Genomic DNA, 20,922 nt, shown 5'->3' with positions numbered 1-20,922 from the left:
CGATCACGCAAAGATTTTGCGGGCGTCGGCCGCACGTTCGCGCAACCAGGGCGACGGGGTGAACCGGGGGCCGTATTTCGCCGCCAGCGCATCGCATTCCTCGACAAAGGCCGCCACGCCCACTGTGTCGATCAGCGACATGGTCCCGCCGGTATAGGTCGGGAAGGCCCAACCCAGAACCGACCCGATATCGCCGTCCTCGGGACGGGTCAGAACGCCCTCTTCCAGACAGCGCACGGTTTCCAGCGACTGGATATACAGCAGACGCTTTTTCAGCTCTTCGATGTCGGGCTGGGTTTCGGCAACCGGGAAGGCCTCGGCCAGACCTTTCCACAGATGCTTTTTCCCGTCCTCGGGGTATTCAAAGAACCCCGCGCCTGCCTTGCGGCCGGGGCGCTTGAACTCGTTCATCATGCGATCCATGACCTTGTAGGACACGGGCACGGTATAGGCGTCGCCCTCTTCCTTGATGGCCTGATTGCAGATCTTCAGCGGCAGCTCGATCGACACCTCGTCGGTCACCTGAAGCGGGCCGACCGGCATGCCGGCCATCTTGCCGGCGTTTTCGATCATCGCAGGCAGAACGCCCTCTTGCAGCATCGCCATGCCTTCGTGGATGAAGGTCTGGAACACGCGGCTGGTGTAGAAGCCGCGGCTGTCGTTGACCACGATCGGGGTCTTGCGGATCTGTTTCACGAAATCCAGCGCCTTGGCCAGCGTCGCGTCAGAGGTTTTCTTGCCCATGATCACCTCGACAAGGGCCATACGGTCCACTGGCGAGAAGAAGTGCAGGCCGATGAAATCCTCGGGGCGTACAAACGCTTCGGCCAGGGTCGAGATTGGCAGGGTCGAGGTGTTCGACGCAAAAGGCGCGGTGCCCGGAATGACGGCGGCGGCCTTCTTGGTCACGTCGGCCTTGACGCCTGTGTCTTCGAACACGGCTTCGATCACCAGATCGGCGCCTTCAAGCTGTGCGTAATCGGTGGTGGCGGTGACACGGGCCAGAACAGCGTCAGCCGCGTCGCGCGTACGCTTGCCGCGATCGACCATCTTGTCCAGAACCTTGGCCGAATAGGCCTTGCCCTTGTCGGCATTTTCCTGGGTCGCGTCGATCAGCACGACTTCGATGCCCGCGGCAGCGGCCACATAGGCAATGCCCGCGCCCATCATGCCTGCCCCCAGTACGCCCAGTTTCCTGGTCGTGTAGGTGGGCACGCCTTCGGGGCGCATTTCCAGGGCGTCGTTCTTGCCCTTGTTCAGGAAGGTCGTGCGGATGATGTTGCGCGACACAGGGTCGGTGACCAGACGGGCGAAATACTTGTTCTCAAGCGCCTGCGCCCCGTCAAAGGTCAGCTGCATCCCTTCGAACACCAGGCTCGCGATAGCAATCGGCGCGGGATAGTTCTGATAGGTCTTTGCGCTGAGTGCGGGGCCCTGCATGGTGAACGTGATCGCGGTCTTGGCGTCCAGCAGACCGAACGAGGCCAGCGGCGCATAGCCTTTCACGTCCCACGGCTTGACCGGATCGGGTCCGGTGGCCAGCCAGGCGCGCGCGGCATCCATCAGCTTGTCAGCCGGGACGACCTCATCCACGATGCCTTTTTCCAGCGCTTCGGCCGGCGGCATGGTCTTGCCCGACAGCAGTACGTCCAGCGCGGTTTCCGTGCCGACGATGCGCGGCAGACGCTGCGTGCCGCCGGAACCGGGCAGCAGCCCCAAGTTGACCTCGGGCAGGCCGACCACGGCCTTGGGATCGTCCACCAGGATACGGTAGTGGCAGGCCAGCGCCAGTTCGAACCCGCCGCCAAGCGCCAGGCCGTTCATCACACAGACGAAAGGCTTGCCGCAGGTTTCCATCAGGCGGTGCATGTCGCTGGGCTTCTTGCAGAAGGCGACAACATCGTGAGGCGACATGCCCCGGTCATAGGCCGAGCCGATGAATTTCAGATCGGCGCCAGCCATGAAGGCCTTCTTGCCCGAGGTGACGATCGCACCCGTGATCGCCTCGTCATCGGCGACGCGCTGCACGGCCTCGGTGAATTCGGTGATGAACTCGGGTGACACCAGGTTCATCGACTCGTCGGCATTATCAAGGGTGAGAACGGCAATGCCGTTCTCTTCGACGTCGAATTTAATGTGCTTCATTTACTTTGGTCCCCGGATCAGACGCGTTCGATAATGGTTGCCGTGCCCAGGCCGTTGCCGGCGCACAGCGTCACAAGGGCGGTGTTCAGGTCGCGCCGCTCCAGCTCGTCCAGAACGGTGCCCAGGATCATCGCGCCGGTTGCACCCAGCGGGTGACCCATGGCAATCGCGCCGCCGTTGACGTTCACGATCTCGGGGTCGAGGTCGAGCGCGTTCATGAACCGCATCACAACCGAGGCGAAGGCTTCGTTGATCTCGAACAGGTCGATATCGTCCAGCGTCATCCCGGCCCGCTTGAGCGTCTTGCGGGTCACGTCGGCGGGGGCGGTCAGCATGATCGTGGGTTCGGACCCGATCGAGGTGAAGGCGCGGAACTTGGCGCGCGGCTTCAGCCCCGAGGCCTTGCCGAAGGTTTCGTTGCCGACCAGAACGGCGGCGGCGCCATCAACGATCCCGCTGGAGTTGCCGCCGGTGTGCACATGGTTCACCGCTTCGATCTGCGGGTAGCGCATCATGCCGACCTTGTCGAACCCGGCCTTTTCGCCCAGCGCCGTGAACGCGGGCTTGAGGTTGCCCAGCTTTTCCAGCGTGGTGCCGGGGCGCATGTATTCGTCGTGATCCAGGATCACATCGCCCAGCTTGTCCTTGATCGGCGCGATCGAGCCCGAAAAGCGCTGGCCCTGCCATGCGGCGGCGGCGCGGCGCTGGCTTTCGACAGCATAGGAATCGACATCTTCGCGCGTATAGCCATCCAGCGTCGCGATCATGTCGGCGCCGATGCCCTGCGGGGCGAAATAGTTGTGATAGTTCACCCAAGGGTCGGCCGACCATGCGCCGGTGTCCGCCCCGATATAGGTGCGCGACATGCATTCCACGCCGCCCCCGATAGCCGCATCGGTCTGACCGCTCATGATATGCGCGGCGGCGGTGTTCACGGCCTCGAGCGCCGAGGCGCAGAACCGGTGCACCTGCTGGCCGGCGACGCTTTCTTCGTAGCCTGCGTTCAGCACGGCGCCGCGGGCGATGTTGCCGCCCTGCTCGCCCACCGGCTGCGCACAACCCAGGATGACATCGTCAAGCAGCGCGGTATCAAGCTCGTTGCGGTCCCGCATGGCGCCCAGAACCTGCGAAGCGAGATCAACAGCAGTGATTTCATGAAGCGAGCCATCAGCGCGCCCCTTCCCGCGGGGCGAACGGACGTGATCATAGATATATGCCTCGGGCACAGCGACCTCCTGTTTCAGATATCGGAAACTTCTTACCGTGTAGCTAGACCGCCGCGCCCCGATGCTCACCTATCGCAAGGCAGGCCTTGCAGGTGAATCCCGCCCTGCCTTTTCCGCCCCAAGAGCCCCGGTTTGCGCCCGGGCCCGGGCGGCATGGTCGACACGTGGCCGATGGCCCGCCACCTAAAATCTATAATACCTTGACGCGGCGCAGATTTGTGGAAGAAATATATCTGGGCACAAAAATAATATTTAACTTGCCCGGGTTTGACACAAACATCTGACTATTTTTGGGGGGAAGAATGACGATACGAATTGTGATCGGGCGCGTCCTGAAAGGTGTGGCGGTGAGCATGGGCCTGGCGGCATCGGCCCTTGGTCAGACGACAACCGGCGTCACCGACGACGAAATCCTGATCGGTATGTTCGCGCCGCTTTCCGGCCCGCTTGCCGCCTATGGCACGGACCCGATAAATGCCGCGCGGGCCTATTTCGACGACATCAACGCCAAGGGCGGCATCCACGGCCGCACCATCCGCTATCTGGTCGAAGACGACAAATGCACTCCCGCTGCGGCCAATACGGTGGTGCGGAAATTCATCACCGTGGAAAAGGTGTTCCTGCTGCTGGGCGGGTCATGTTCGGGATCGACGGTTTCGATTCAGGAACTGGTGAATCAGGAAAAAGTGCCGCATTTCATGCTGAACGCCTCGGGCGATGCGGGTGTCTATCCGCCCACGACATATCAGTTCGGCTCGGCACCCGGCACACAGCGCGCCACGCTGGCTGCCGTGATGATGTATGCGATCGAGGGGCTGGGCGCGAAATCCGTCGGGGTTCTGGGCCCAAATGACGCGATGGGCACCTCGGCGCTGGAAATGATCACGGCGATGGCCGAGAAATACGACATCAAGGTCGTCGCGAATGAGATCGTGCCGAACAATGCCACCGACGTGACCGTGCCCGTGCTGAACGTGCATTCGGCCAATCCCGATGTGATCATCCTGACCACCTATGCGCCCCCGACCACGCTGGTGATGAAAAAGCTGACCGAGTTTGGCCTGCTGGACAAGCCGGTGATCTCGGCCATTCAGGGCGTTTCCAACACCGAGGCGTTCGTGGGCAGCCTTGATGGCAACACCGCCGGTCTGGGCAAGTTCTATTACGCCCATCCGCTGGTGGCCGAATCGATGGACGATCCGGCGCTGAAGCCGTGGAAGGATCTGATGGTGAAATACTATCCCGACCGCCCCGAGCCCGGCATCGTCGGGGCCTATGGCTTTCCCCATGCGATGGCGATCGTCGACGCACTGGAACGCGCGGGGCCGGATCTGACGCGCGAGGCCTTCATGGAAGCGATCGACCAGACCAACCTTGAGACCGGCGTCATGGCCACACCAACGGTCTTCACGCCCGAGCGGCGCGATTCCAACCGCGGACAGATCATCGTCAAGTTCGACGGCTCGACCGTGACCCGTGTCGGCGGCCCCTATACCTGGGACGCGCTGATCGACCCGGCGGTGTTCGACGACTGACCCTTGTTCGCGCCGCTCTGTCGGCGCGGGCACCGCTATTGCCGCCCCTCAACGCAGTCGAAAGGAAAGCCCCCAATGTCCACGACGCTGGCCTTGGTGATACTGAGCGGGATCGCGACCGGATCGGTCTATGCGCTGATCGCGCTGTCCATCGTGATCGTCTACAAATCCTCCGAAGCGGTCAATTTCGCGGCCGGCGAGCTGGTCATGATCGGGGCCTATGTCGCGCTGTTTCTGGTCGTCTCGTCCTCGGTGCCCTACTGGCTGATCTTTCCCATCGTCGCGGTGGCTACATTTGCCCTGGGCGCTGCCTTCGAAAGGCTGGCGATCGTGCCCATCACCCGCCGCATGAGCGGGCGTGAAAGCCCGCTGATCCCCATCGTGATCGCCACTTTCGGCCTGTCGCTGATGCTGAAAGGCATCGTGCGGGTGATCCCCTATACCGAAGAGGTCCGGTCGCTGCCGCCACTTGTCACCGGCCCGCCGTTTTTCGTGGGCGGCGTACCGATCCTGCGGGCGGATGTGGCGATTGTCAGCATCGCGGTGCTGGCCATTCTGGGGTTCTGGCTGTTCTTCACGCGCACCTTGCTGGGCCGGGCGCTTCAGGCCTCAAGCCAGAACCCGCTGTGCGCGGCGCTGTCGGGCATTCCGGTGGCGCGGATGCGCATGATCGTCTGGGGCATCGCCGGGGTGATGGCCGGGATCTGCGGCGTGCTGGTGGGGCCCAAGCTGGGGCTGACCCCCGATATGGGCGGGGTCATCATGACCGCGCTGGCCGCGGCCGTGATCGGCGGGTTCAGCAACCTGCCCGGCTCGATCATCGGGGGGTTCGTCGTGGGGGTGGTGCAAAACCTGATCGGCTATTTCTTCGGGTCCGACACCATCATCGTTGCCCCGTTCATCATCATCATGATCGTGCTTGTGCTGCGCCCGCAGGGGCTTTTCGGCGGCACAGCCTCTGTCAAGAAAGTCTGACCATGTATGGACGCCTGTCTATCGCCGAGCTTGCCTGGCCGGCCGGCATTCTTCTTCTGGGCCTGCTGATCCCGCAGGTCGCCAATGATTATCAGCTTTATATCGGCTGCGGGCTGATCACCTATGTGGTGCTGGCCATCGGGCTGGACATCATCATGGGCCGCGCGGGGCAGTTCGCCTTCAGCCATGTGGCCTTCTATGGGATCGGTGCCTATACGACCGCGATCCTGCAACAGCGCTTCGGCATCCCCTTTCCGGTCGGCCTGCTGTTGGCGATCCTCATGTCGGCGCTGCTGGCCTGGGTCGTCGCGCTGGCCTCGGTGCGGCTGCGCAACATCTATCTGGGTCTTGCCACCGTGGCCTTTGCCTCGGCGATGCACTGGCTGGCGCAAAGCTGGAAAACCGTGACCGGCGGGGTAGACGGGCTGCGGCTGCAACCGTCGGATTTCATCTTCTTCACCTCGACCACCGACGCCAGCAATTTCCGCGTCCTTGTCGTGATCCTGACCGTCGTCCTGCTGGCCACGTTCCTGCTGAACCGGTCGAAACTGGGCCGATCCATGGCCGCGTTGCGCGACAGCGAACATGTGGCCTCGGTCTCGGGCGTCAACGTGCGCCGGACCAAGGCCTGGGCCTTCGTGATCTCAAGCGCCTACGCCTGTATCGGCGGCGGCATGCTGGTGGTGTTCAACTCGTTCATCGACCCCGAGAACTTTACCTTCGCGCCCGCCGTCCTTCTGCTGACCATGATCGTGGTCGGCGGCATGGGCACGGTGGCGGGTGTCGTGATCGGCGCCATCGTCCTGGGCATCCTGCCCGAGGTCCTGGGCGCGACCATGGGTGATTTTCTGGTCTGGCAGGAATTCGTCTACGGGCTGATCCTTGTCCTGTCGATCACGCTTATGCCCAATGGCATCCATGGGCTTGTCACCTCTCTTATCTCCAAGAACCGGACATCGACATGAGCCTGCTTGAACTGGACGAGGTGACCATCAAATTCGGCGGCCTCACCGCGCTTGACCACTTTTCCCTCTCGGTCCAGGAGGGCACGATCCATGCGCTGATCGGCCCCAACGGCGCCGGGAAATCCACCGCCTTCAACGCCATCACGCGGGTCTATAACCTGACCGGCGGGCAGGTGCGCTTTGCGGGGTCGCCGATTTCCACGCTGCCGCCGCATGCGCTGGCGGGGCTGGGCATCGCGCGCACCTTTCAGAACATCGAACTGTGCGGCCGCATGACGGTGCTGGAAAACCTGCTTTTGGGCATGAGCAGCCGGATCGAGACTTACAACCCGTTCCTGCCCGGCCCCGGCCGGTCCCGCATCGAGGCCGCCGCCATCGCCGAGGCCGAGGCGTTGCTAGAGCGCATGGGCCTTAGCGACATGCGCGACACCAAGGCCAATGCGCTGGATTTCGGGCGTCAGAAGATGCTGGACATCCTGCGGGCGCTGGCCGCCAAGCCGCGGCTTTTGCTGCTGGACGAACCGGCCGCAGGGCTGCGCAACCGCGAGATCGCCGCGCTGGACAAGCTGCTGACGGAACTGCGCGACCGCGAAGGGATCACCATCCTGCTGGTCGAACATGTGATGCAGCTTGTCATGGCCATCGCCGATCGGATCACGGTGCTGAATTTCGGAACGAAGATCGCCGAAGGGTTGCCGCAGGACGTGCGCGAAGACCCCAAGGTCATCGAAGCTTATTTGGGAAGTGGCTATGCTGAAGCTTGACGATGTCGGGGCCGGCTATGGGGCCGTCAAGGCGCTTGAGGGCGTAAGCCTTCAGGTGGAACAGGGCCAGATGGTCTGCCTTCTTGGGGCCAATGGCGCGGGCAAAAGCACCACGCTGAACTGTATTTCGGGGATCGTGCCCTTGCGCGGGGGCGACATCACGCTGGACGGCGAAAGCATCGCAGGCAAAAGCACCGAAGACATCGTGCGGCGCGGCATCGCCCAGGTGCCCGAGGGGCGAGAGACCTTCCCCGAAATGTCCGTGGCCGACAATCTGTTGCTGGGCGGGTGGATTCACCGGCGCCAACGCAAACAGCTGCGCGATGATCTGGACCGGGTCTATACCACCTTCCCGCGCCTCAAGGAACGCGAACAGCAACACGCGGGGCTGCTGTCGGGCGGCGAGCAGCAGATGCTGATGATCGGCCGGGCGCTGATGTCGCGGCCGCGGATATTGCTGATGGACGAGCCCAGCCTGGGCCTGTCGCCCGTGCTGGTCGAGCACCTGTTCCAGACGATTGTCGAACTGAACCGCAGCGGGCTGACCATCCTGATCGTCGAGCAGAACGCCCAGCTTGCCCTCAAGGTCAGCGAATACGGCTATATCCTTGAAAACGGCGAGATCGCGTTTCACGGGGTCTCGGCGGCGTTGCGCGAAGACCCCAAGGTGCACGAGGCCTATCTGGGCACCTGACCCGCGCGGGCCTCAGCCCAGTGCCGCGGGGTTGTCGGGCTGTTCGGGGCCAAGAAAGATCGCGTCCAGCAGCGCCACCAGAAACGCTGCGGCGACCGCCCCGCCAAAGACCAGCACGATGCGCGTAAAGGCGGCGTAGCCGGGGCTTTGGGTGGAAAGCGCGCTCATGACCAGGGCCAGCGTGGTGGTCAGGGCGAACTGATACACCATCGCCTCGTAGCGCCCGTGGATCATCCGGTCGGCCAGAAACAGCCCGGCCAGGAACACCAGGCCGATCAGCACCTCGAAATGCGAACTGAAGGTCAGGATCGTCAGGATCACCATGCTTAGCCCCGCGCCATAGGCGGTTGCGATCACCCGTTCGCGCGCTTCGGAAAAGACCTGTTCACGGGTGGGAAAGACAAGCACGAAGACCGCCGCCACCGCCAGCAGCATATCCGAGGCCGGAAGGATCGCGTGCAGCCAGAAGCTGAGCAACATCATCACCACGGCCCGGATCAGAGACCCCTTGCCATGATGGCCCCAGGCGGGCTCGGGTTCGTCCACATGAACCTGGTTCGAGGCGGCTGGCAGCAGGTAATACAGCACCGGCACGGCGACCAGCGCCACCAGCGACCCTTCGATGAACCCGTCGCGGAAATAGAACAGCGCGGCGCGTTCCTTCATGCCCATGATCGACATCAGCGACGCCGCCACAAGGATGAGCATCCCGAACGGGCTGCCCGTGCGGCGCGTGATATAGAAGGCCAGGAAATAGACGCAGAACACGAGGGCCAGCATCAGCACCGGCACATCCCGTGTCAGCGCCACCAGCGCCGTCATCAGCCAGATCGCCGCGATAAAGGCAATCGGCGCGCCAATGGCCCGCGCCGGGCTGAAGGCCTTGCGGCTGCCCGCCATCAGACCGACCGGCAGCGCCGCGATCAGGGGCGGTATGGCCGGATGGGTGATCTGAATGACGATGATGCCGATGACCGACATAAAGGCCATGCGCACCGCAAAGAGCGGATCGTCGGCAAGCACCGGCCTTGGGGTCACATACATCTTGCTGCCTCAGTACAGGGCGGTGGCGAAACCCTGCAGCCGCAGGAAGAACGCAGCCAGAAGCGAAATCGGATGCCCCGGCCTTTGGGCATGGATCAGCACGCTGACCTTGCCGCCCAGGCGCGCCTTTTGCGGCCACATCCCGGTGCCTTCGGTGTCAAGGTTGATGCGCACGGGAATCCGGCGTGCGGGTTCGAACCACTGTGTCGCGGGCTTGTTGACCGGCAGCCCTCCGACCTCGGTCTGGCCGGGGTTGATCCCCCAGGCGATACTATCCACCCGGCCCTGGAAGATCCGGCCCGGCAGGGCGTCGAACAGAATCTCCACCGTGTCGCCCGGATCGACATTCACCAGCTGGTTCTCGCGCAGATCCGCGTTGATCCAGAAGCCTTCGGATTCGATGAACGTCATCGCCGGGCTGCCGGCGCCCATGAACTGACCCACCGACAGTTTCAGGTTCGTCACCACGCCCGGGCGCGGCGCGCGCACCGTGGTGGACAAAAGGTCGTAATTCGCCTGCTCCAGCCGCAGCTGCGCCGCGCGGATCTGCGGGTTGTCGTCCCCCGTGACCCCCAGCTGGCGTTTGGCGCTGTCAAGCTGCGCCAGGGCGGCATCCAATGTGGCCTGCGCGTTTTCCAAAGCGGCGCGCGCGTTGTCCACCTGGGCTTTGGGCACCAGACCGCGCCGGGACAGGGCCAGGGTGCGGTCATTGGCGGCACGGGCATTTTCCAGACTGGCGCGCGCCTGCGCGACATTGGCCTGGCTGGCCACAAGCTGGGCCGAAGACGCATCAAGAGACTGATGCGCCTGTTGCAACTGTGCCTTGGCCTGTTCGACAACCAGCTGAAACGGGCGTGCGTCAATGTGGAAAAGCGGCGCGTCGGCGGCGACAAAGGCGTTATCGTCGACCTCAACCCGCATCACGCGGCCGGAAACGCGCGGGGCGACCTGTGTCACGTTGGCCATGACGATGCCCCGGTTCGTGCCCGGCGCGTAGCGGTCGGAGGCCACGTACCACCCGACGATGCCGGCAAGGATCAGCAGTACGAGCAAACCGACTTTCTTGGCCGGATTGCCGGCCTTTGCCTCGTCTGCCACGGTTTCCGAAGCCGGGGTGCCGGGGCCGGGCGTCGTTTCTGTATCGGGGGTGTTCGTCATGTCCGGGTCGTTTCCATTCTGTCTTATCACTTTGGGCAAATTACTTTTGGAATGAACCGTTTTCGGCCCAAACCGCGACGCCATCCACCTTCGGCGAGGCGGCAATGCCGTGAATCACGATGTCCAGCGCGCGCTGGCAGGTTTGCTTCCGGGTGGCCGCGTCCCTGTCCTGCAGAACGCCGGCGAACATCCGAAAGGCCAAAAGCATGTCCGGTGTCCCGACCGTCGCGCGGATCAGACCGGCCTGTCGCGCCCGTTCGATCGGCGCGTCCAGCACCACGGCCAATCGGGCCCGGCTGGCCGACACCGTCTCGACCGAGATATCGGCGGTGCTCAAGTAATCGAACAAGGCCATGCTGTCCGCCATCTCCTCGGCCACATGCGCCAGCAGCGCAAAAACCGCGTCATCCCTGCCACCCAGAGCAACCGCTGCCGCTTCGAGCCGTTCAAGCGTTTCGTCCAGCAAGGCCAGCATCAACGCCTGCCGGTCGGGAAAGTTCCGGTAAAGGGTCGCGCGCCCGACGGCGGCACGCGCGCACACAAGATCAAGAGGCACCGAAGTGCCCTCTTCAGCGACAACATCCGCCGCGGCGGCCAGAATCCTGGCGCGATTTTGACGTGCATCCGCGCGCTTGCTCATTCCCCGCTCATACGGACATCGGTGTCCGGATGTCAACAGGCAAGGATTTGGCACGGCCCTTGATATTTCACTGCGGGCCCAAGGCGCGCGGCTAGCTGGCGATCAACCGCGGGGGTTGGCGCGTTTGCCAAGGTGGTTCGAGCGAAAAGGAGCGTGGCCGATCGCGTGCCGGACCCCTGCAGGGGCTGGGCCTGTATCATCACCAGGCGCGAGCTGCGTGTGCTTTGCTGAGGGATAAAAACCAAGAGGGTCCGGGATGCCCGCTTGATTTTAATGGTGCCGCTGAAGGGACTCGAACCCCCGACCCCATCATTACGAATGACGTGCTCTACCATCTGAGCTACAGCGGCGTGGTGGCGCGCTCTTTAGCACCCTCCGTCTGGGCTGTGTAGCCCTAATTTACGGCTTTTTCCTGTTCTTCCGGCGCAAGCACCTCGGCCTCGGAAACACTCTCTTCCGCGCCGCCCTCCTCAACAGACTCGGCCGGTTCGATATCTTCAGGCGTGTCTTCGATCGCACCCACGATCAGCGGGAGCATCTCGGTGGAATGCGGCATCGTCAGCTCGCCCGTCGGCGCGATTTTCCACGATAGCGTGTCGAAGCTGCCGCACTGGCCGCAGATCGGCGCCCAGGCCGCGTGAACGGTGCCGCAATTGTCGCAGATCCACTGCGGCCCGCGCGAGGCGGTCAGGGCGCGCGTCAGCCAGCCCCGCACGACGCTGTCATCGGCGCCCTGGCCACGCTCGATCGCCGCCATCAGCGTGAGCGCGCGGGCGGTCGGATCGGTTTCGGCAAGATTGCCCAGCGCCTTGCGCGCCTCGGGAAAGTCCTCGGCCGCGATATGAAGCTCGGCCAGCAACATCCGGGTTTCGGGGTGATCCGGCGCAAGGCTGGTCAGCGCCCGGAACCGCTTGACCCGCTCGGCCGGGGATTCATCGGGCTTGATCTCGGCAAAGGCGGTTGCAAGCTCGGGGTGCGGCTGTGCCTCCCACGCCTTTTTCAGAACGCGGGCGGCGTAGCGGGGCTTGCCCTGTTCGATATAGGTTCGCGCGGCCATCGCGGCGGCGGGGATCAGATCGGGCGACAGGCGGTTCGCCTCGACCGCGGCTTCGCGGGCTTCGATCGTCTTGCCCTCGGCCAGCACATCGCGCGCTCCGGACAGGGCCAGAACCGCATCGCGCCGCTTGTGAACATCGCGGGGCAGCGCGCCATGCTTCAGCTTGGCGTTCAGCGTCTTGCGCGCACCCACCCAATCGGCATGTTCGGCCTGAAGCCGCAGAAGCGTATCCTGCGTTTCCACATGGCCCGGTTTCAGGGCAAAGGCCTTTTCGGCCAGCTTCAGCGCGGTGTCAGTGTCACCTTCGGCCAGCTTCTGCTTCATGATCCCGCGAATGCCGACAAAGCGCGTGCGGTCATCCGACAGAAGCTGCTTGTAAACCTCCTGCGCCTTCTTGCGGTCGCCGGCCAGTTCCGCGGCCTGGGCGGTCAGAAGGTTGGTCAGCTCGGGCCGGTGCAGCAGACGCTCCGCGCGGGCGGCCTTGGTCATCGCCTCGCGCCCATCGCCCGAGGCCAGCGCCATCATGCTGTCGGCCAGCGCCTTGAACCCGCGCCGTTCCCGGTTGCGGTTGAAATAGCGCGACAGGGCGGTTTCGTCTCCCATCACAAACCGCAACAGCGCCACGAGAAAACCGGCAAGCTTGAGCACGGCCCAGATCAGAACGAGCAGCAATAGCGCCACGATCACGGCCTGAAGCGGGCCGAGCGTGAATTCCCATCCGGCAAAGGCGATGCGCAGCCCGGTGTCGATTTCCATCAGGAAACCGGCCCCCAGGGTCAGCCCCGCGACAAGGACAACGAAGAGCAGGATCTTGAGCAGGGACCAAAGCATTCGTTACGTCCTCAGTTCAGGTTCATTGTGGCCGCGAGGGCCTTTGCCGCGGCAACCGCCTCGATCCGGGTTTTGGCATCCGCCACCCAGCCCGCCATCTCGGCCTGCCCTTCGTCGGGCAGCGCGGCGATCTCGGCCAGCGCATCTTGCAGCCGGCCCTCGGCAACCGCCGCTTCGGCACGCGACAGGATGGCATCGGGATCGTTGCCTTCGCGCGGGGTCAGCGAACGTGCCCCGACCTGCGCGCGCAGGAAAGCGCTCAGCCGGTCGCCGGGGTTGTCACCCGCCTCGACCCGCAACGAGGCGTCGAGCGCGGCGCGGGCCGGTTCGGCAAACTGTTCTTTCAGCGCGGCGATCGTCGGCACGCCGTCTGCGGCGGCCGAAAGCGCGGCGGGCACATCCCGCCCGGACAGCACGTCGAGCGCCGGGGCAAACCCGCCGCCGGTTTCGAGAGATGCCAGAATGCGCATCATCGCGCCCCGCTCTTCCAGCTCATGCGCGCGCTGCGCGGCGGCGTCGATCTCGGCGCTGGCGCTTTCGGCGGCGGCGGTGATCCCAGCCGCAAGCTCGGCGTTCTGCGCGCGCTGCGCCACAAGCTCGCTGCGCATCGCGTCAAGCTCCCGCTCATAGGCGGCGACGGCGCCAGAGATATCCCCGGTTTCGGCCACCGGGCGCTTTTCGAGCGTGGTCAGGCGGGTTTCGAAACCGGCCAGTTCGTCACGAACTCCTCCGAATTCGGTCTTCAGCGCCTCAATCTGATCGGTCAGCGAAGTTTCCAGACCGGCGATCCGGTCCGAAAGCTCGGCCCCCCGATCGCGGCTTTCGGCGGCGGCCACCGCATCGCTCAGGCGCGAGACCTCGGCCGACAGCGCCGTCAGCCTTTCCTGCTGGCCAGCAAGCGTTTCCGCCATTCCGGTGTCGGCGCGATTGTTCAGAAACGGCAGATCCAGCGGCCCGGCAAACTGCGCGGCGCCGAACCCGATCACGGCGGCCAGCACCCCGCCCAGCAAGGTGCCCCAGAACCCGACGCGTCCGCGCCTGGCAGGCGGCGGCGCCATCGGAGCAACCGGTTCTTCGGTCGGTTCAGGCTCTTCCGAAGCGGGGGGAAGACCTTCTTCCTCTGCCATTTCGGCGATCGAGGCTTCGTCGGTTTCGCTGATGCCGGGGGTCGTCTCGGTGGTTTCCGCCGGGCTCTCCTCCGGTTCTATCGAGGATGTGCCCTCTTCGTCAGGAAGCGAATCGGACTCGCTCATCTTCGATGACTCTTCTGGTCGTGCCACGGAACCCCACCCTTTCTATCGCCAAACCCAATACCAACGCCCGGCTGCGCCAGGGCAGCTTAGCTTGGGTGGTCGCCTCCCTCAAGGCGCTGCACTGCGTCAATAAGCATCTTCAGCGCATCAAGCATCGCATCGCTGTCGGGGCGGTGCGCCGTACACTCCAGCGCGGGCTCCGGCCCGGCCCAGGCCGCGCGTACCGCCGGGCTCAGCGCCGCGAGGGCAAGCGGGGCGGTTGCGCTCTGCGCCGCTTCGGCAACAAGCGCGGCGCTGCGTGGCGAGAACAGCGGCAAAAGCACCGTCGCGCGGCCCGACAGAACGCCCCGTGCCTGCAGGCTCAATCCCTGCGCAACCTGATCATAGATCACCTGCGCCCGGCACAGCTGGCCGCCCGCCGTCAGACGCTGCGCGACAGCACCGCGCGTATGCACCCCGTGCAGATGAAGCAGAACCCCGCCCGGCGGCGCCGCCAGCAGACCGGCCACGAGATCATCGGCATTCTGCGTCACGAGAGCCACCTCAAGCCCCGCCCCGCGCGCCACAGCGGCCGTCGCCGCGCCCACGCAATAGGCGGAGAGCCGCCTGTCATCCGTCAGGTTGGAAAACACCTCCACCCCGTTGGCGGAGGTGAATATCAACCCCGAAATCCCATCGAGCACCGGCGGGTCGCCCGCAGGCGCGACCTCGAGCACCGGGGAAATGACGATCGGCACCTCTTCGCCGAATCGCACCCGAAAGGATCTGGCGAACCCCACGGCCTGCCGGCGCGGGCGCGTTACGAGAAGGATCATCTGCTGTGTCATCGCGCTGCACGCCGGGATTGTCTGGAACCTTCCCCGGTGTTACCTGCCGGGGATGACCCAAGCAACGGCAGACATATGGCTGACCCCCTGACGATACTCGGGCTGGAAAGCAGCTGCGATGATACGGCGGCCGCCGTTGTGCGCCATGTCCCCGGGCGGGCGCCGGAAATCCTGTCTTCCGTCGTGGCCGGGCAGACGGCGCTGCACGCGGCCTATGGCGGTGTCGTGCCCGAGATCGCGGCCCGCGCCCATGCCGAAAAGCTCGATATTTGCGTGGAAGAGGCACTTTCCAAGGCGGGTCTGGGCCTTTCCGGGCTTGAGGCCGTGGCCGTCACCGCCGGGCCGGGGCTGATCGGCGGGGTTCTGTCAGGCGTCATGTGTGCCAAGGGTATCGCGGCGGCCTCCGGCTTGCCGCTGATCGGGGTGAATCACCTGGCCGGGCATGCGTTGACACCGCGGCTGACCGATCAGCTTCGCTTTCCCTATCTGATCTTGCTGGTGTCCGGCGGGCATTGTCAGTTTCTGCGCGTGAACGGGCCCGACGATTTCACCCGCCTGGGCGGCACGATCGACGATGCACCCGGCGAGGCCTTTGACAAGACCGCGCGGCTGTTGGGCTTGCCGCAGCCCGGCGGGCCATCGGTCGAGGCGCAGGCCGCCAAGGGTGATGAAACCCGTTTCGCCCTGCCGCGCCCCCTGCTCGACAGGCAGGGCTGCGACATGTCCTTTTCGGGGCTCAAGACAGCGGTGCTGCGCGCCCGCGATGCGCTTGTGGCCGACAAGGGCGGGCTCACGGTGCAAGACCGGGCAGATCTTTGCGCGGGCTTTCAGGCGGCCGTCCGCGATGTGCTGGCCGAGAAATCACGGCGGGCCCTGGCCGAATACATGGCCGGCGCACCTGCGGAACCGGCCTTTGCCGTCGCTGGCGGCGTTGCCGCGAACAAGGCCATTCGGGCCGGGTTAGAGACGGTTTCCGACGCTCTTGGTGTGCGTTTCACCGCACCTCCCTTGCCGCTTTGCACCGACAATGCCGCGATGATCGCCTGGGCGGGGATCGAGCTTTTCCGGCTGGGCCGACGCGATGACATGACGCTTGCCGCGCGGCCGCGCTGGCCGCTGGACCGCAACAGCCCGGCATTGCTGGGATCGGGCAAGAAAGGCGCGAAGGCATGAGCAGGATCGGCATCGCGGGGGCGGGTGCGTTCGGCACGGCGCTGGCCATAGCGCTGGGGCTTGCCGGGCGCAACGTCACGCTTTGGGCCCGCGATCGGGCGCATGTGGCGGAGATGCAGGCCCGGCGCGAAAACCGCGCGCGCCTGCCGGGCTGCGCCCTGCCCGACGTCGTGACCGTGACAGGCCAAGCCGCTGACCTGAGCGGGGTGGATGCGGTTTTGCTGGCGGTTCCCATGCAAACCCTTTCGGATTTTCTGGCCACGCATCGCGGTGCTCTCGACGGCGCCCCGCTTGTCGCCTGTTCAAAGGGTGTTGATCTTGTCACCATGCGCGGGCCGACCGCGATCATCGCAGATATCTGCCCCGCCTCTATCCCCGCCGTCCTGACCGGGCCGAGCTTTGCCGCCGATATCGCGCGCGGCCTGCCCACCGCGCTGACGCTGGCCTGCGCGGATGCCGAGGCCGGAAAACGGCTTCAACAGCTTCTGTCCGCCCCCAACCTGCGGCTTTACCGAAGCGCCGACACGATCGGGGCGGAACTGGGCGGCGCGCTGAAGAACGTGGTCGCGATTGCCTGCGGTATCGTCATCGGCGCGGGGCTGGGCGATAGCGCGCGCGCCGCGCTGATGACCCGCGGCTTTGCCGAGATGCAGCGCCTTGCCCTCGCGTTTGGCGCCGAGACAGAGACGCTTTCCGGCCTGTCGGGGCTGGGCGACATGGTGCTGACCTGCACATCGGCGCAATCGCGCAACTTCCGGTTCGGCCTTTCACTGGGCCGCACGGAGGAGTTCGACCGCACGATCACCGTCGAGGGGGCCGCCACGGCAAAGGCCGTGGCCATGCTCGCCCGTGAACGCGGGATCGACATGCCGATCACGACTATGGTAGCTGCTGTTATTGATGAAAAATGCACAATTGCCGAGGCTACAGAGGCGCTTCTGGCCCGGCCGCTGAAGGAGGAATGAATGCCGCTGTTCGCTGTGATCTGCAAAGACAAACCCGGCCATCTGGAAACGCGCAAGGCCAACCGCGATGCGCATCTTTCCTACCTCAAGGAGACCGGCGTGGTCACCCAGGCCGGCCCGTTTCTGGACGAGGCCGGCGATATGTGCGGATCGCTTCTGATCCTCGAGGTTGGCGCGCTGTCGGATGCGCAGGCCTGGGCAGAGGGCGATCCCTATGCGCAGGCGGGGTTGTTTGAAAGCGTGGCAATCCAGCACTGGAACCGGGTGATCGGCTGATGGCCTTCTGGTTGTTCAAATCCGAGCCGAACACCTGGAGCTGGGACGATCAGGTGGCGAAAGGCGACGCGGGCGAGGAATGGGACGGTGTGCGCAACTATCAGGCCCGCAACAACATGCGCGCCATGCAGGTTGGCGAGCGCGGGTTTTTCTATCACTCGCTGAAGGAAAAGGCGATTGTCGGCATTGTCGAGGTCATCGCCCCGGCCCATCCCGACAGCACAACCGACGATGAGCGCTGGGAATGCGTGGATATCAAGGCGGTCAGACCCCTGCCCCGGCCGGTAACGCTGGAGATGTGCAAGGCGGACGCGCGGTTGAAAGACATGGTACTGGTCAACAATTCGCGGCTGTCGGTACAGCCGGTATCCGACGCCGAATGGGATATCGTCTGCGCAGTTGGCGGGCTGCCCTCCTGACGGGTTTGTGAAATGGAGGGCCCCGGATACCGGGACCCTCCTCCACCCCACGCGCTCCCACAGCACCGCACGTGTTCAGAAATAAGGTCTCGGCCATCCTGGCCTTTGTCTTGTCTCAGCATGGCGCGCGGAAGCTTTCCATTCGGTGAACACCGGGCGTGCTGGGCCGAAATGACCTTTAAAATTCTAGGAAAACCGCACCACATCGCGACGGGCCACAAAAAAACGCCCGCTGTTCCGGCGGGCGTTTTGATCATCTCAAAGGCAATCAGCCGTAGATCGACTCTTTGCCGAAATGTTTGGTCAGCATGTAATAAACAACCGCGCGGTATTTGTTCCGCTCGGATTTGCCATAGGTCTCGATCACCGAATTGATCGCATCCATCAATTCGGGCCCATCGCTCAGGCCCAGCTTCTTGATCAGGAAGTTTTCCTTGACCGTTTCCAGCTCTGCGGCCTGCGAACCCGCCACGGTGGACGCATCGGCGTTGTAGATCGCCGGGCCGCAGCCAATCGTGACCTTCGTCAGAAGCGCCATATCCGGCTCGATCCCGCATTTGCCGCGCAGATCATCCGCATATTGCGCGATCAGATCGTCTCGCTTACCCATTTTTGTCTCCCGTCCTTTTTTGCTCTGCTTGCCGCTCAGGGCATGCACCCTGACGTGTGCGGGGGATCGTAATGACGAATTCCGCGTGAACAAAGGGATTTTTGGCACGGTCTTCCCCCTGAAACGCAGGGGAAAGCCACATGGGCGCCTGTCAGTAGCGGTAATGCTCGGGCTTGAAGGGGCCTTCCTGGGCAACACCGATGTAGTCGGCCTGATCCGGCAGAAGCTCTGTCAGCTTCACGCCGATCTTCTTGAGATGCAGCCGCGCGACCTTTTCGTCCAGATGCTTGGGCAGCACATAGACCTCGTTGGCATAGTTTTCACCCTTCGCCCAAAGTTCGATCTGGGCCAGAACCTGGTTGGTGAAACTGGCCGACATCACGAAAGACGGGTGGCCGGTGGCATTGCCGAGGTTCAGCAGACGGCCTTCGGACAGCAGGATGATCCGCGCGCCCGAGGGCATCTCGATCATATCCACCTGATCCTTGATATTCGTCCACTTGTGGTTTTTCAGAGCCGCAACCTGAATCTCATTGTCGAAATGGCCGATGTTGCCGACGATCGCCATGTCTTTCATCGCGCGCATATGCTCGATGCGGATCACGTCCTTGTTGCCGGTGGTGGTGATGAAGATGTCAGCATCGCCCACCACATCTTCCAGTGTCGTCACCTCGAACCCGTCCATCGCCGCCTGAAGCGCGCAGATCGGATCGATCTCGGTCACTTTCACGCGGGCACCGGCGCCGCGCAGCGAGGCGGCAGAGCCTTTGCCGACGTCGCCATAGCCGCAGACAACGGCAACCTTGCCGGCCATCATCGTGTCAGTGGCGCGGCGGATGCCGTCGACCAGCGATTCCTTGCAGCCGTATTTGTTGTCGAACTTCGACTTGGTGACGCTGTCGTTCACGTTGATCGCGGGGAAGGGCAGGTGGCCCTTTTCCATCATCTTGTACAGGCGATGCACGCCGGTGGTGGTTTCCTCGGACACGCCTTTGATCATGTGGCGCTGTTTCACGAACCAGCCGGGGCTTTCGGCCATCCGCTTGCGGATCTGTGCGAACAGCGCCTCTTCCTCTTCGCTGGTAGGCACGGCGATCAGATCTTCCTCGCCTTCCTCGACGCGGGCGCCCATCAGGATATAGAGCGTGGCGTCGCCGCCATCATCCAGGATCATGTTGCAGCCGCCGTCCTCGAACTGGAAGATGCGGTCGGCATAGTCCCAGTATTCTTCCAGCGTCTCGCCCTTGACGGCAAAGACCGGCGTGCCCGTCGCGGCAATGGCCGCCGCGGCGTGATCCTGGGTGGAAAAGATGTTGCACGAGGCCCAGCGCACATCGGCGCCCAGCGCCACCAGCGTTTCGATCAGCACCGCGGTCTGGATGGTCATGTGCAGCGATCCGGCGATGCGCGCGCCCTTGAGCGGCTGCGCTTCGCCATATTCTTCGCGCAGGGCCATCAGGCCCGGCATTTCCGTCTCGGCGATGTCCAGCTCCTTGCGGCCGAAATCAGCTAGGGAAATGTCTTTTACAATATAGTCGCTTGCCATCTGAGCGGCTCCGTACGGTTTACGATGATTGATCGGCACATAGCACCGGGGTCTGCTCTGGGCAACTCACGCGGTTCAAAATCGGCTGGCCGTGTCGCCCTGCGGCACAGTGGCCGGATTTTGTTGCGAATGTATGTCATGGGCCGGCGGATTTACACGCCGGCCCCGATTGGGTAGGCAGCAGCCATTCCAACACCGGAGACCCGACATGCCCAAGGAAGCCCGCGCCTGGCAACGAATGCTTTCGGGCCGGCGGCTTGACCTTCTTGATCCCACGCCCGTGGATATCGAGATCGAGGATATCGCCCATGGCCTTGCCTTCGTGGCCCGCTGGAACGGGCAGACCAAGGGCGATTTCGCCTATTCCGTCGCCGAGCATTCCCTTCTGGTCGAGGCGCTTTTCGCCAGAATAGTGCCGGAGGCGCCGGTGAAATGGCGGCTGGCGGCGCTGCTGCATGACGCACCTGAATATGTGATCGGCGACATGATCTCGCCGGTGAAGGCGGCGGTCGGGCCGAATTACGGCCTGTTGGACGAAAGGCTGGCGGCGGCGGTTCACATCCGCTTTGGCCTGCCGGCCATCGTGCCGGTCCGTGTCAAGAAGCAGATCAAGAAGGCCGACAGGATTTCCGCCTGGCTGGAGGCAACGCAGATCGCCGGGTTCACCACGGCCGAGGCCGACAGGTTCTTCGGGAAACCGAAGCCCGAGTTGATTGACGGGCTGGGCATCACGCTGCGCCCGCCGGTTGAGGTGCGCGCGGCCTATACCGCGCGGCACAACGACCTGCTGGCACAGCTCGGAAATTCCGAAAAATAGAC

General features: G+C 64.0%; 20 protein-coding genes and 1 tRNA gene. 10 read left to right on the top strand and 11 right to left on the bottom strand.

Going from position 1 to position 20,922, the window contains the following annotated elements; all coding sequences use genetic code 11:
- Positions 1 to 3: 3 nt before the first annotated feature.
- Both GGR17_RS07295 and GGR17_RS07290 read right to left on the bottom strand, forming a co-directional pair.
- Entirely contained in the window at positions 4 to 2,145 is a 2,142-nt protein-coding gene (locus GGR17_RS07295; protein WP_054540243.1) for a 3-hydroxyacyl-CoA dehydrogenase NAD-binding domain-containing protein, read from the bottom strand.
- Between the two features lie 17 nt (positions 2,146 to 2,162).
- Positions 2,163 to 3,371, bottom strand: coding sequence for an acetyl-CoA C-acetyltransferase (locus GGR17_RS07290; protein WP_054540244.1), 1,209 nt, complete (start codon positions 3,369 to 3,371; stop codon positions 2,163 to 2,165).
- Positions 3,372 to 3,673: 302 nt separating this feature from the next.
- Here GGR17_RS07290 and GGR17_RS07285 point away from each other — a divergent pair, with 302 nt between their 5' ends.
- The 5 genes from GGR17_RS07285 (at position 3,674) to GGR17_RS07265 (ending at position 8,304) form a co-directional block, all read left to right on the top strand.
- Positions 3,674 to 4,906 (top strand): ABC transporter substrate-binding protein, encoded by a 1,233-nt coding sequence (locus GGR17_RS07285; RefSeq protein WP_082386714.1) that lies wholly within the window; start codon positions 3,674 to 3,676, stop codon positions 4,904 to 4,906.
- Between the two features lie 75 nt (positions 4,907 to 4,981).
- Positions 4,982 to 5,881, top strand: coding sequence for a branched-chain amino acid ABC transporter permease (locus GGR17_RS07280; protein ID WP_054540246.1), 900 nt, complete (start codon positions 4,982 to 4,984; stop codon positions 5,879 to 5,881).
- Between the two features lie 2 nt (positions 5,882 to 5,883).
- Positions 5,884 to 6,846: a branched-chain amino acid ABC transporter permease gene (locus GGR17_RS07275; RefSeq protein WP_054540247.1), complete on the top strand. Its 963-nt coding sequence runs from the start codon at positions 5,884 to 5,886 to the stop codon at positions 6,844 to 6,846.
- Positions 6,843 to 7,610: an ABC transporter ATP-binding protein gene (locus GGR17_RS07270; RefSeq protein WP_054540248.1), complete on the top strand. Its 768-nt coding sequence runs from the start codon at positions 6,843 to 6,845 to the stop codon at positions 7,608 to 7,610. The genes GGR17_RS07275 and GGR17_RS07270 overlap by 4 nt, the downstream gene beginning before the upstream one ends.
- Positions 7,597 to 8,304 (top strand): ABC transporter ATP-binding protein, encoded by a 708-nt coding sequence (locus tag GGR17_RS07265; RefSeq protein WP_054540249.1) that lies wholly within the window; start codon positions 7,597 to 7,599, stop codon positions 8,302 to 8,304. The genes GGR17_RS07270 and GGR17_RS07265 overlap by 14 nt, the downstream gene beginning before the upstream one ends.
- 12 nt (positions 8,305 to 8,316) lie before the next feature.
- On the opposite strand, the gene GGR17_RS07260 is transcribed toward GGR17_RS07265, so the two are convergent.
- The 7 genes from GGR17_RS07260 to GGR17_RS07230 all read right to left on the bottom strand — a co-directional run bounded on the left by GGR17_RS07260 (position 8,317) and on the right by GGR17_RS07230 (position 15,102).
- Positions 8,317 to 9,348: an FUSC family protein gene (locus tag GGR17_RS07260; RefSeq protein WP_054540250.1), complete on the bottom strand. Its 1,032-nt coding sequence runs from the start codon at positions 9,346 to 9,348 to the stop codon at positions 8,317 to 8,319.
- A 9-nt stretch (positions 9,349 to 9,357) separates the two neighbouring features.
- Entirely contained in the window at positions 9,358 to 10,506 is a 1,149-nt protein-coding gene (locus GGR17_RS07255; RefSeq protein WP_082386715.1) for an HlyD family secretion protein, read from the bottom strand.
- 40 nt (positions 10,507 to 10,546) lie between these two features.
- Entirely contained in the window at positions 10,547 to 11,146 is a 600-nt protein-coding gene (locus GGR17_RS07250; RefSeq protein ID WP_054540251.1) for a TetR/AcrR family transcriptional regulator, read from the bottom strand.
- A 274-nt stretch (positions 11,147 to 11,420) separates the two neighbouring features.
- Positions 11,421 to 11,496: transfer RNA gene (locus tag GGR17_RS07245), tRNA-Thr, on the bottom strand.
- A gap of 44 nt (positions 11,497 to 11,540) precedes the next feature.
- Positions 11,541 to 13,034, bottom strand: coding sequence for a heme biosynthesis protein HemY (locus GGR17_RS07240; protein ID WP_054537516.1), 1,494 nt, complete (start codon positions 13,032 to 13,034; stop codon positions 11,541 to 11,543).
- Between the two features lie 11 nt (positions 13,035 to 13,045).
- On the bottom strand, positions 13,046 to 14,287 hold the full coding sequence (locus GGR17_RS07235) for a COG4223 family protein (RefSeq protein WP_054537517.1): 1,242 nt from the start codon (positions 14,285 to 14,287) through the stop codon (positions 13,046 to 13,048).
- Between the two features lie 86 nt (positions 14,288 to 14,373).
- Entirely contained in the window at positions 14,374 to 15,102 is a 729-nt protein-coding gene (locus GGR17_RS07230; protein ID WP_162231799.1) for a uroporphyrinogen-III synthase, read from the bottom strand.
- 87 nt (positions 15,103 to 15,189) lie between these two features.
- On the opposite strand from GGR17_RS07230, the gene tsaD reads away from it, so the two are divergent.
- Genes tsaD through GGR17_RS07210 form a run of 4 tightly spaced genes read left to right on the top strand, consistent with a single transcriptional unit; the run spans position 15,190 to position 17,947 of the window.
- Entirely contained in the window at positions 15,190 to 16,287 is a 1,098-nt protein-coding gene (gene tsaD / locus GGR17_RS07225; RefSeq protein ID WP_054537519.1) for a tRNA (adenosine(37)-N6)-threonylcarbamoyltransferase complex transferase subunit TsaD, read from the top strand.
- Positions 16,284 to 17,252, top strand: a complete 969-nt coding sequence (locus GGR17_RS07220) for an NAD(P)H-dependent glycerol-3-phosphate dehydrogenase (protein WP_054537520.1) — start codon at positions 16,284 to 16,286, stop codon at positions 17,250 to 17,252. The genes tsaD and GGR17_RS07220 overlap by 4 nt, the downstream gene beginning before the upstream one ends.
- On the top strand, positions 17,253 to 17,528 hold the full coding sequence (locus GGR17_RS07215) for a YciI family protein (protein WP_054537521.1): 276 nt from the start codon (positions 17,253 to 17,255) through the stop codon (positions 17,526 to 17,528).
- Entirely contained in the window at positions 17,528 to 17,947 is a 420-nt protein-coding gene (locus GGR17_RS07210) for an EVE domain-containing protein (RefSeq protein WP_054537522.1), read from the top strand. Before GGR17_RS07215 ends, GGR17_RS07210 begins: the two co-directional genes overlap by 1 nt.
- Before the next feature lie 268 nt (positions 17,948 to 18,215).
- Here GGR17_RS07210 and GGR17_RS07205 read toward each other — a convergent pair whose 3' ends face one another.
- Positions 18,216 to 18,557: a DUF2853 family protein gene (locus tag GGR17_RS07205; protein ID WP_037203828.1), complete on the bottom strand. Its 342-nt coding sequence runs from the start codon at positions 18,555 to 18,557 to the stop codon at positions 18,216 to 18,218.
- A gap of 151 nt (positions 18,558 to 18,708) precedes the next feature.
- Positions 18,709 to 20,103 carry an adenosylhomocysteinase gene (gene ahcY / locus GGR17_RS07200; protein ID WP_054537523.1) on the bottom strand — a complete coding sequence of 465 codons (1,395 nt, stop codon included), beginning with the start codon at positions 20,101 to 20,103 and terminating at the stop codon, positions 18,709 to 18,711.
- Between the two features lie 208 nt (positions 20,104 to 20,311).
- Here ahcY and GGR17_RS07195 point away from each other — a divergent pair, with 208 nt between their 5' ends.
- The gene (locus GGR17_RS07195; RefSeq protein WP_054537524.1) at positions 20,312 to 20,920 is read left to right on the top strand and encodes an HD domain-containing protein; all 609 of its coding nucleotides are present in this window, start codon (positions 20,312 to 20,314) and stop codon (positions 20,918 to 20,920) included.
- The last annotated feature ends 2 nt before the right edge of the window (positions 20,921 to 20,922 follow it).

The sequence above is a fragment of the Actibacterium naphthalenivorans genome (genome assembly GCF_014196965.1).
Classification (GTDB): Bacteria; Pseudomonadota; Alphaproteobacteria; order Rhodobacterales; family Rhodobacteraceae; genus Actibacterium_A; species Actibacterium_A naphthalenivorans.
This window is presented reverse-complemented; position numbering and strand designations above follow the sequence as displayed.

Bases quoted from the DNA above. Each gene is read 5' to 3' on its own strand.
- GGR17_RS07295 (WP_054540243.1), bottom strand. From the start codon at position 2,145: ATGAAGCACATTAAATTCGACGTCGAAGAGAACGGCATTGCCGTTCTC.
- GGR17_RS07285 (WP_082386714.1), top strand. From the start codon at position 3,674: ATGACGATACGAATTGTGATCGGGCGCGTCCTGAAAGGTGTGGCGGTG.
- GGR17_RS07280 (WP_054540246.1), top strand. From the start codon at position 4,982: ATGTCCACGACGCTGGCCTTGGTGATACTGAGCGGGATCGCGACCGGA.
- GGR17_RS07275 (WP_054540247.1), top strand. From the start codon at position 5,884: ATGTATGGACGCCTGTCTATCGCCGAGCTTGCCTGGCCGGCCGGCATT.
- GGR17_RS07270 (WP_054540248.1), top strand. From the start codon at position 6,843: ATGAGCCTGCTTGAACTGGACGAGGTGACCATCAAATTCGGCGGCCTC.
- GGR17_RS07265 (WP_054540249.1), top strand. From the start codon at position 7,597: ATGCTGAAGCTTGACGATGTCGGGGCCGGCTATGGGGCCGTCAAGGCG.
- GGR17_RS07260 (WP_054540250.1), bottom strand. From the start codon at position 9,348: ATGTATGTGACCCCAAGGCCGGTGCTTGCCGACGATCCGCTCTTTGCG.
- GGR17_RS07255 (WP_082386715.1), bottom strand. From the start codon at position 10,506: ATGACGAACACCCCCGATACAGAAACGACGCCCGGCCCCGGCACCCCG.
- GGR17_RS07250 (WP_054540251.1), bottom strand. From the start codon at position 11,146: ATGAGCAAGCGCGCGGATGCACGTCAAAATCGCGCCAGGATTCTGGCC.
- GGR17_RS07240 (WP_054537516.1), bottom strand. From the start codon at position 13,034: ATGCTTTGGTCCCTGCTCAAGATCCTGCTCTTCGTTGTCCTTGTCGCG.
- GGR17_RS07235 (WP_054537517.1), bottom strand. From the start codon at position 14,287: ATGAGCGAGTCCGATTCGCTTCCTGACGAAGAGGGCACATCCTCGATA.
- GGR17_RS07230 (WP_162231799.1), bottom strand. From the start codon at position 15,102: ATGATCCTTCTCGTAACGCGCCCGCGCCGGCAGGCCGTGGGGTTCGCC.
- tsaD (WP_054537519.1), top strand. From the start codon at position 15,190: ATGGCTGACCCCCTGACGATACTCGGGCTGGAAAGCAGCTGCGATGAT.
- GGR17_RS07220 (WP_054537520.1), top strand. From the start codon at position 16,284: ATGAGCAGGATCGGCATCGCGGGGGCGGGTGCGTTCGGCACGGCGCTG.
- GGR17_RS07215 (WP_054537521.1), top strand. From the start codon at position 17,253: ATGCCGCTGTTCGCTGTGATCTGCAAAGACAAACCCGGCCATCTGGAA.
- GGR17_RS07210 (WP_054537522.1), top strand. From the start codon at position 17,528: ATGGCCTTCTGGTTGTTCAAATCCGAGCCGAACACCTGGAGCTGGGAC.
- GGR17_RS07205 (WP_037203828.1), bottom strand. From the start codon at position 18,557: ATGGGTAAGCGAGACGATCTGATCGCGCAATATGCGGATGATCTGCGC.
- ahcY (WP_054537523.1), bottom strand. From the start codon at position 20,103: ATGGCAAGCGACTATATTGTAAAAGACATTTCCCTAGCTGATTTCGGC.
- GGR17_RS07195 (WP_054537524.1), top strand. From the start codon at position 20,312: ATGCCCAAGGAAGCCCGCGCCTGGCAACGAATGCTTTCGGGCCGGCGG.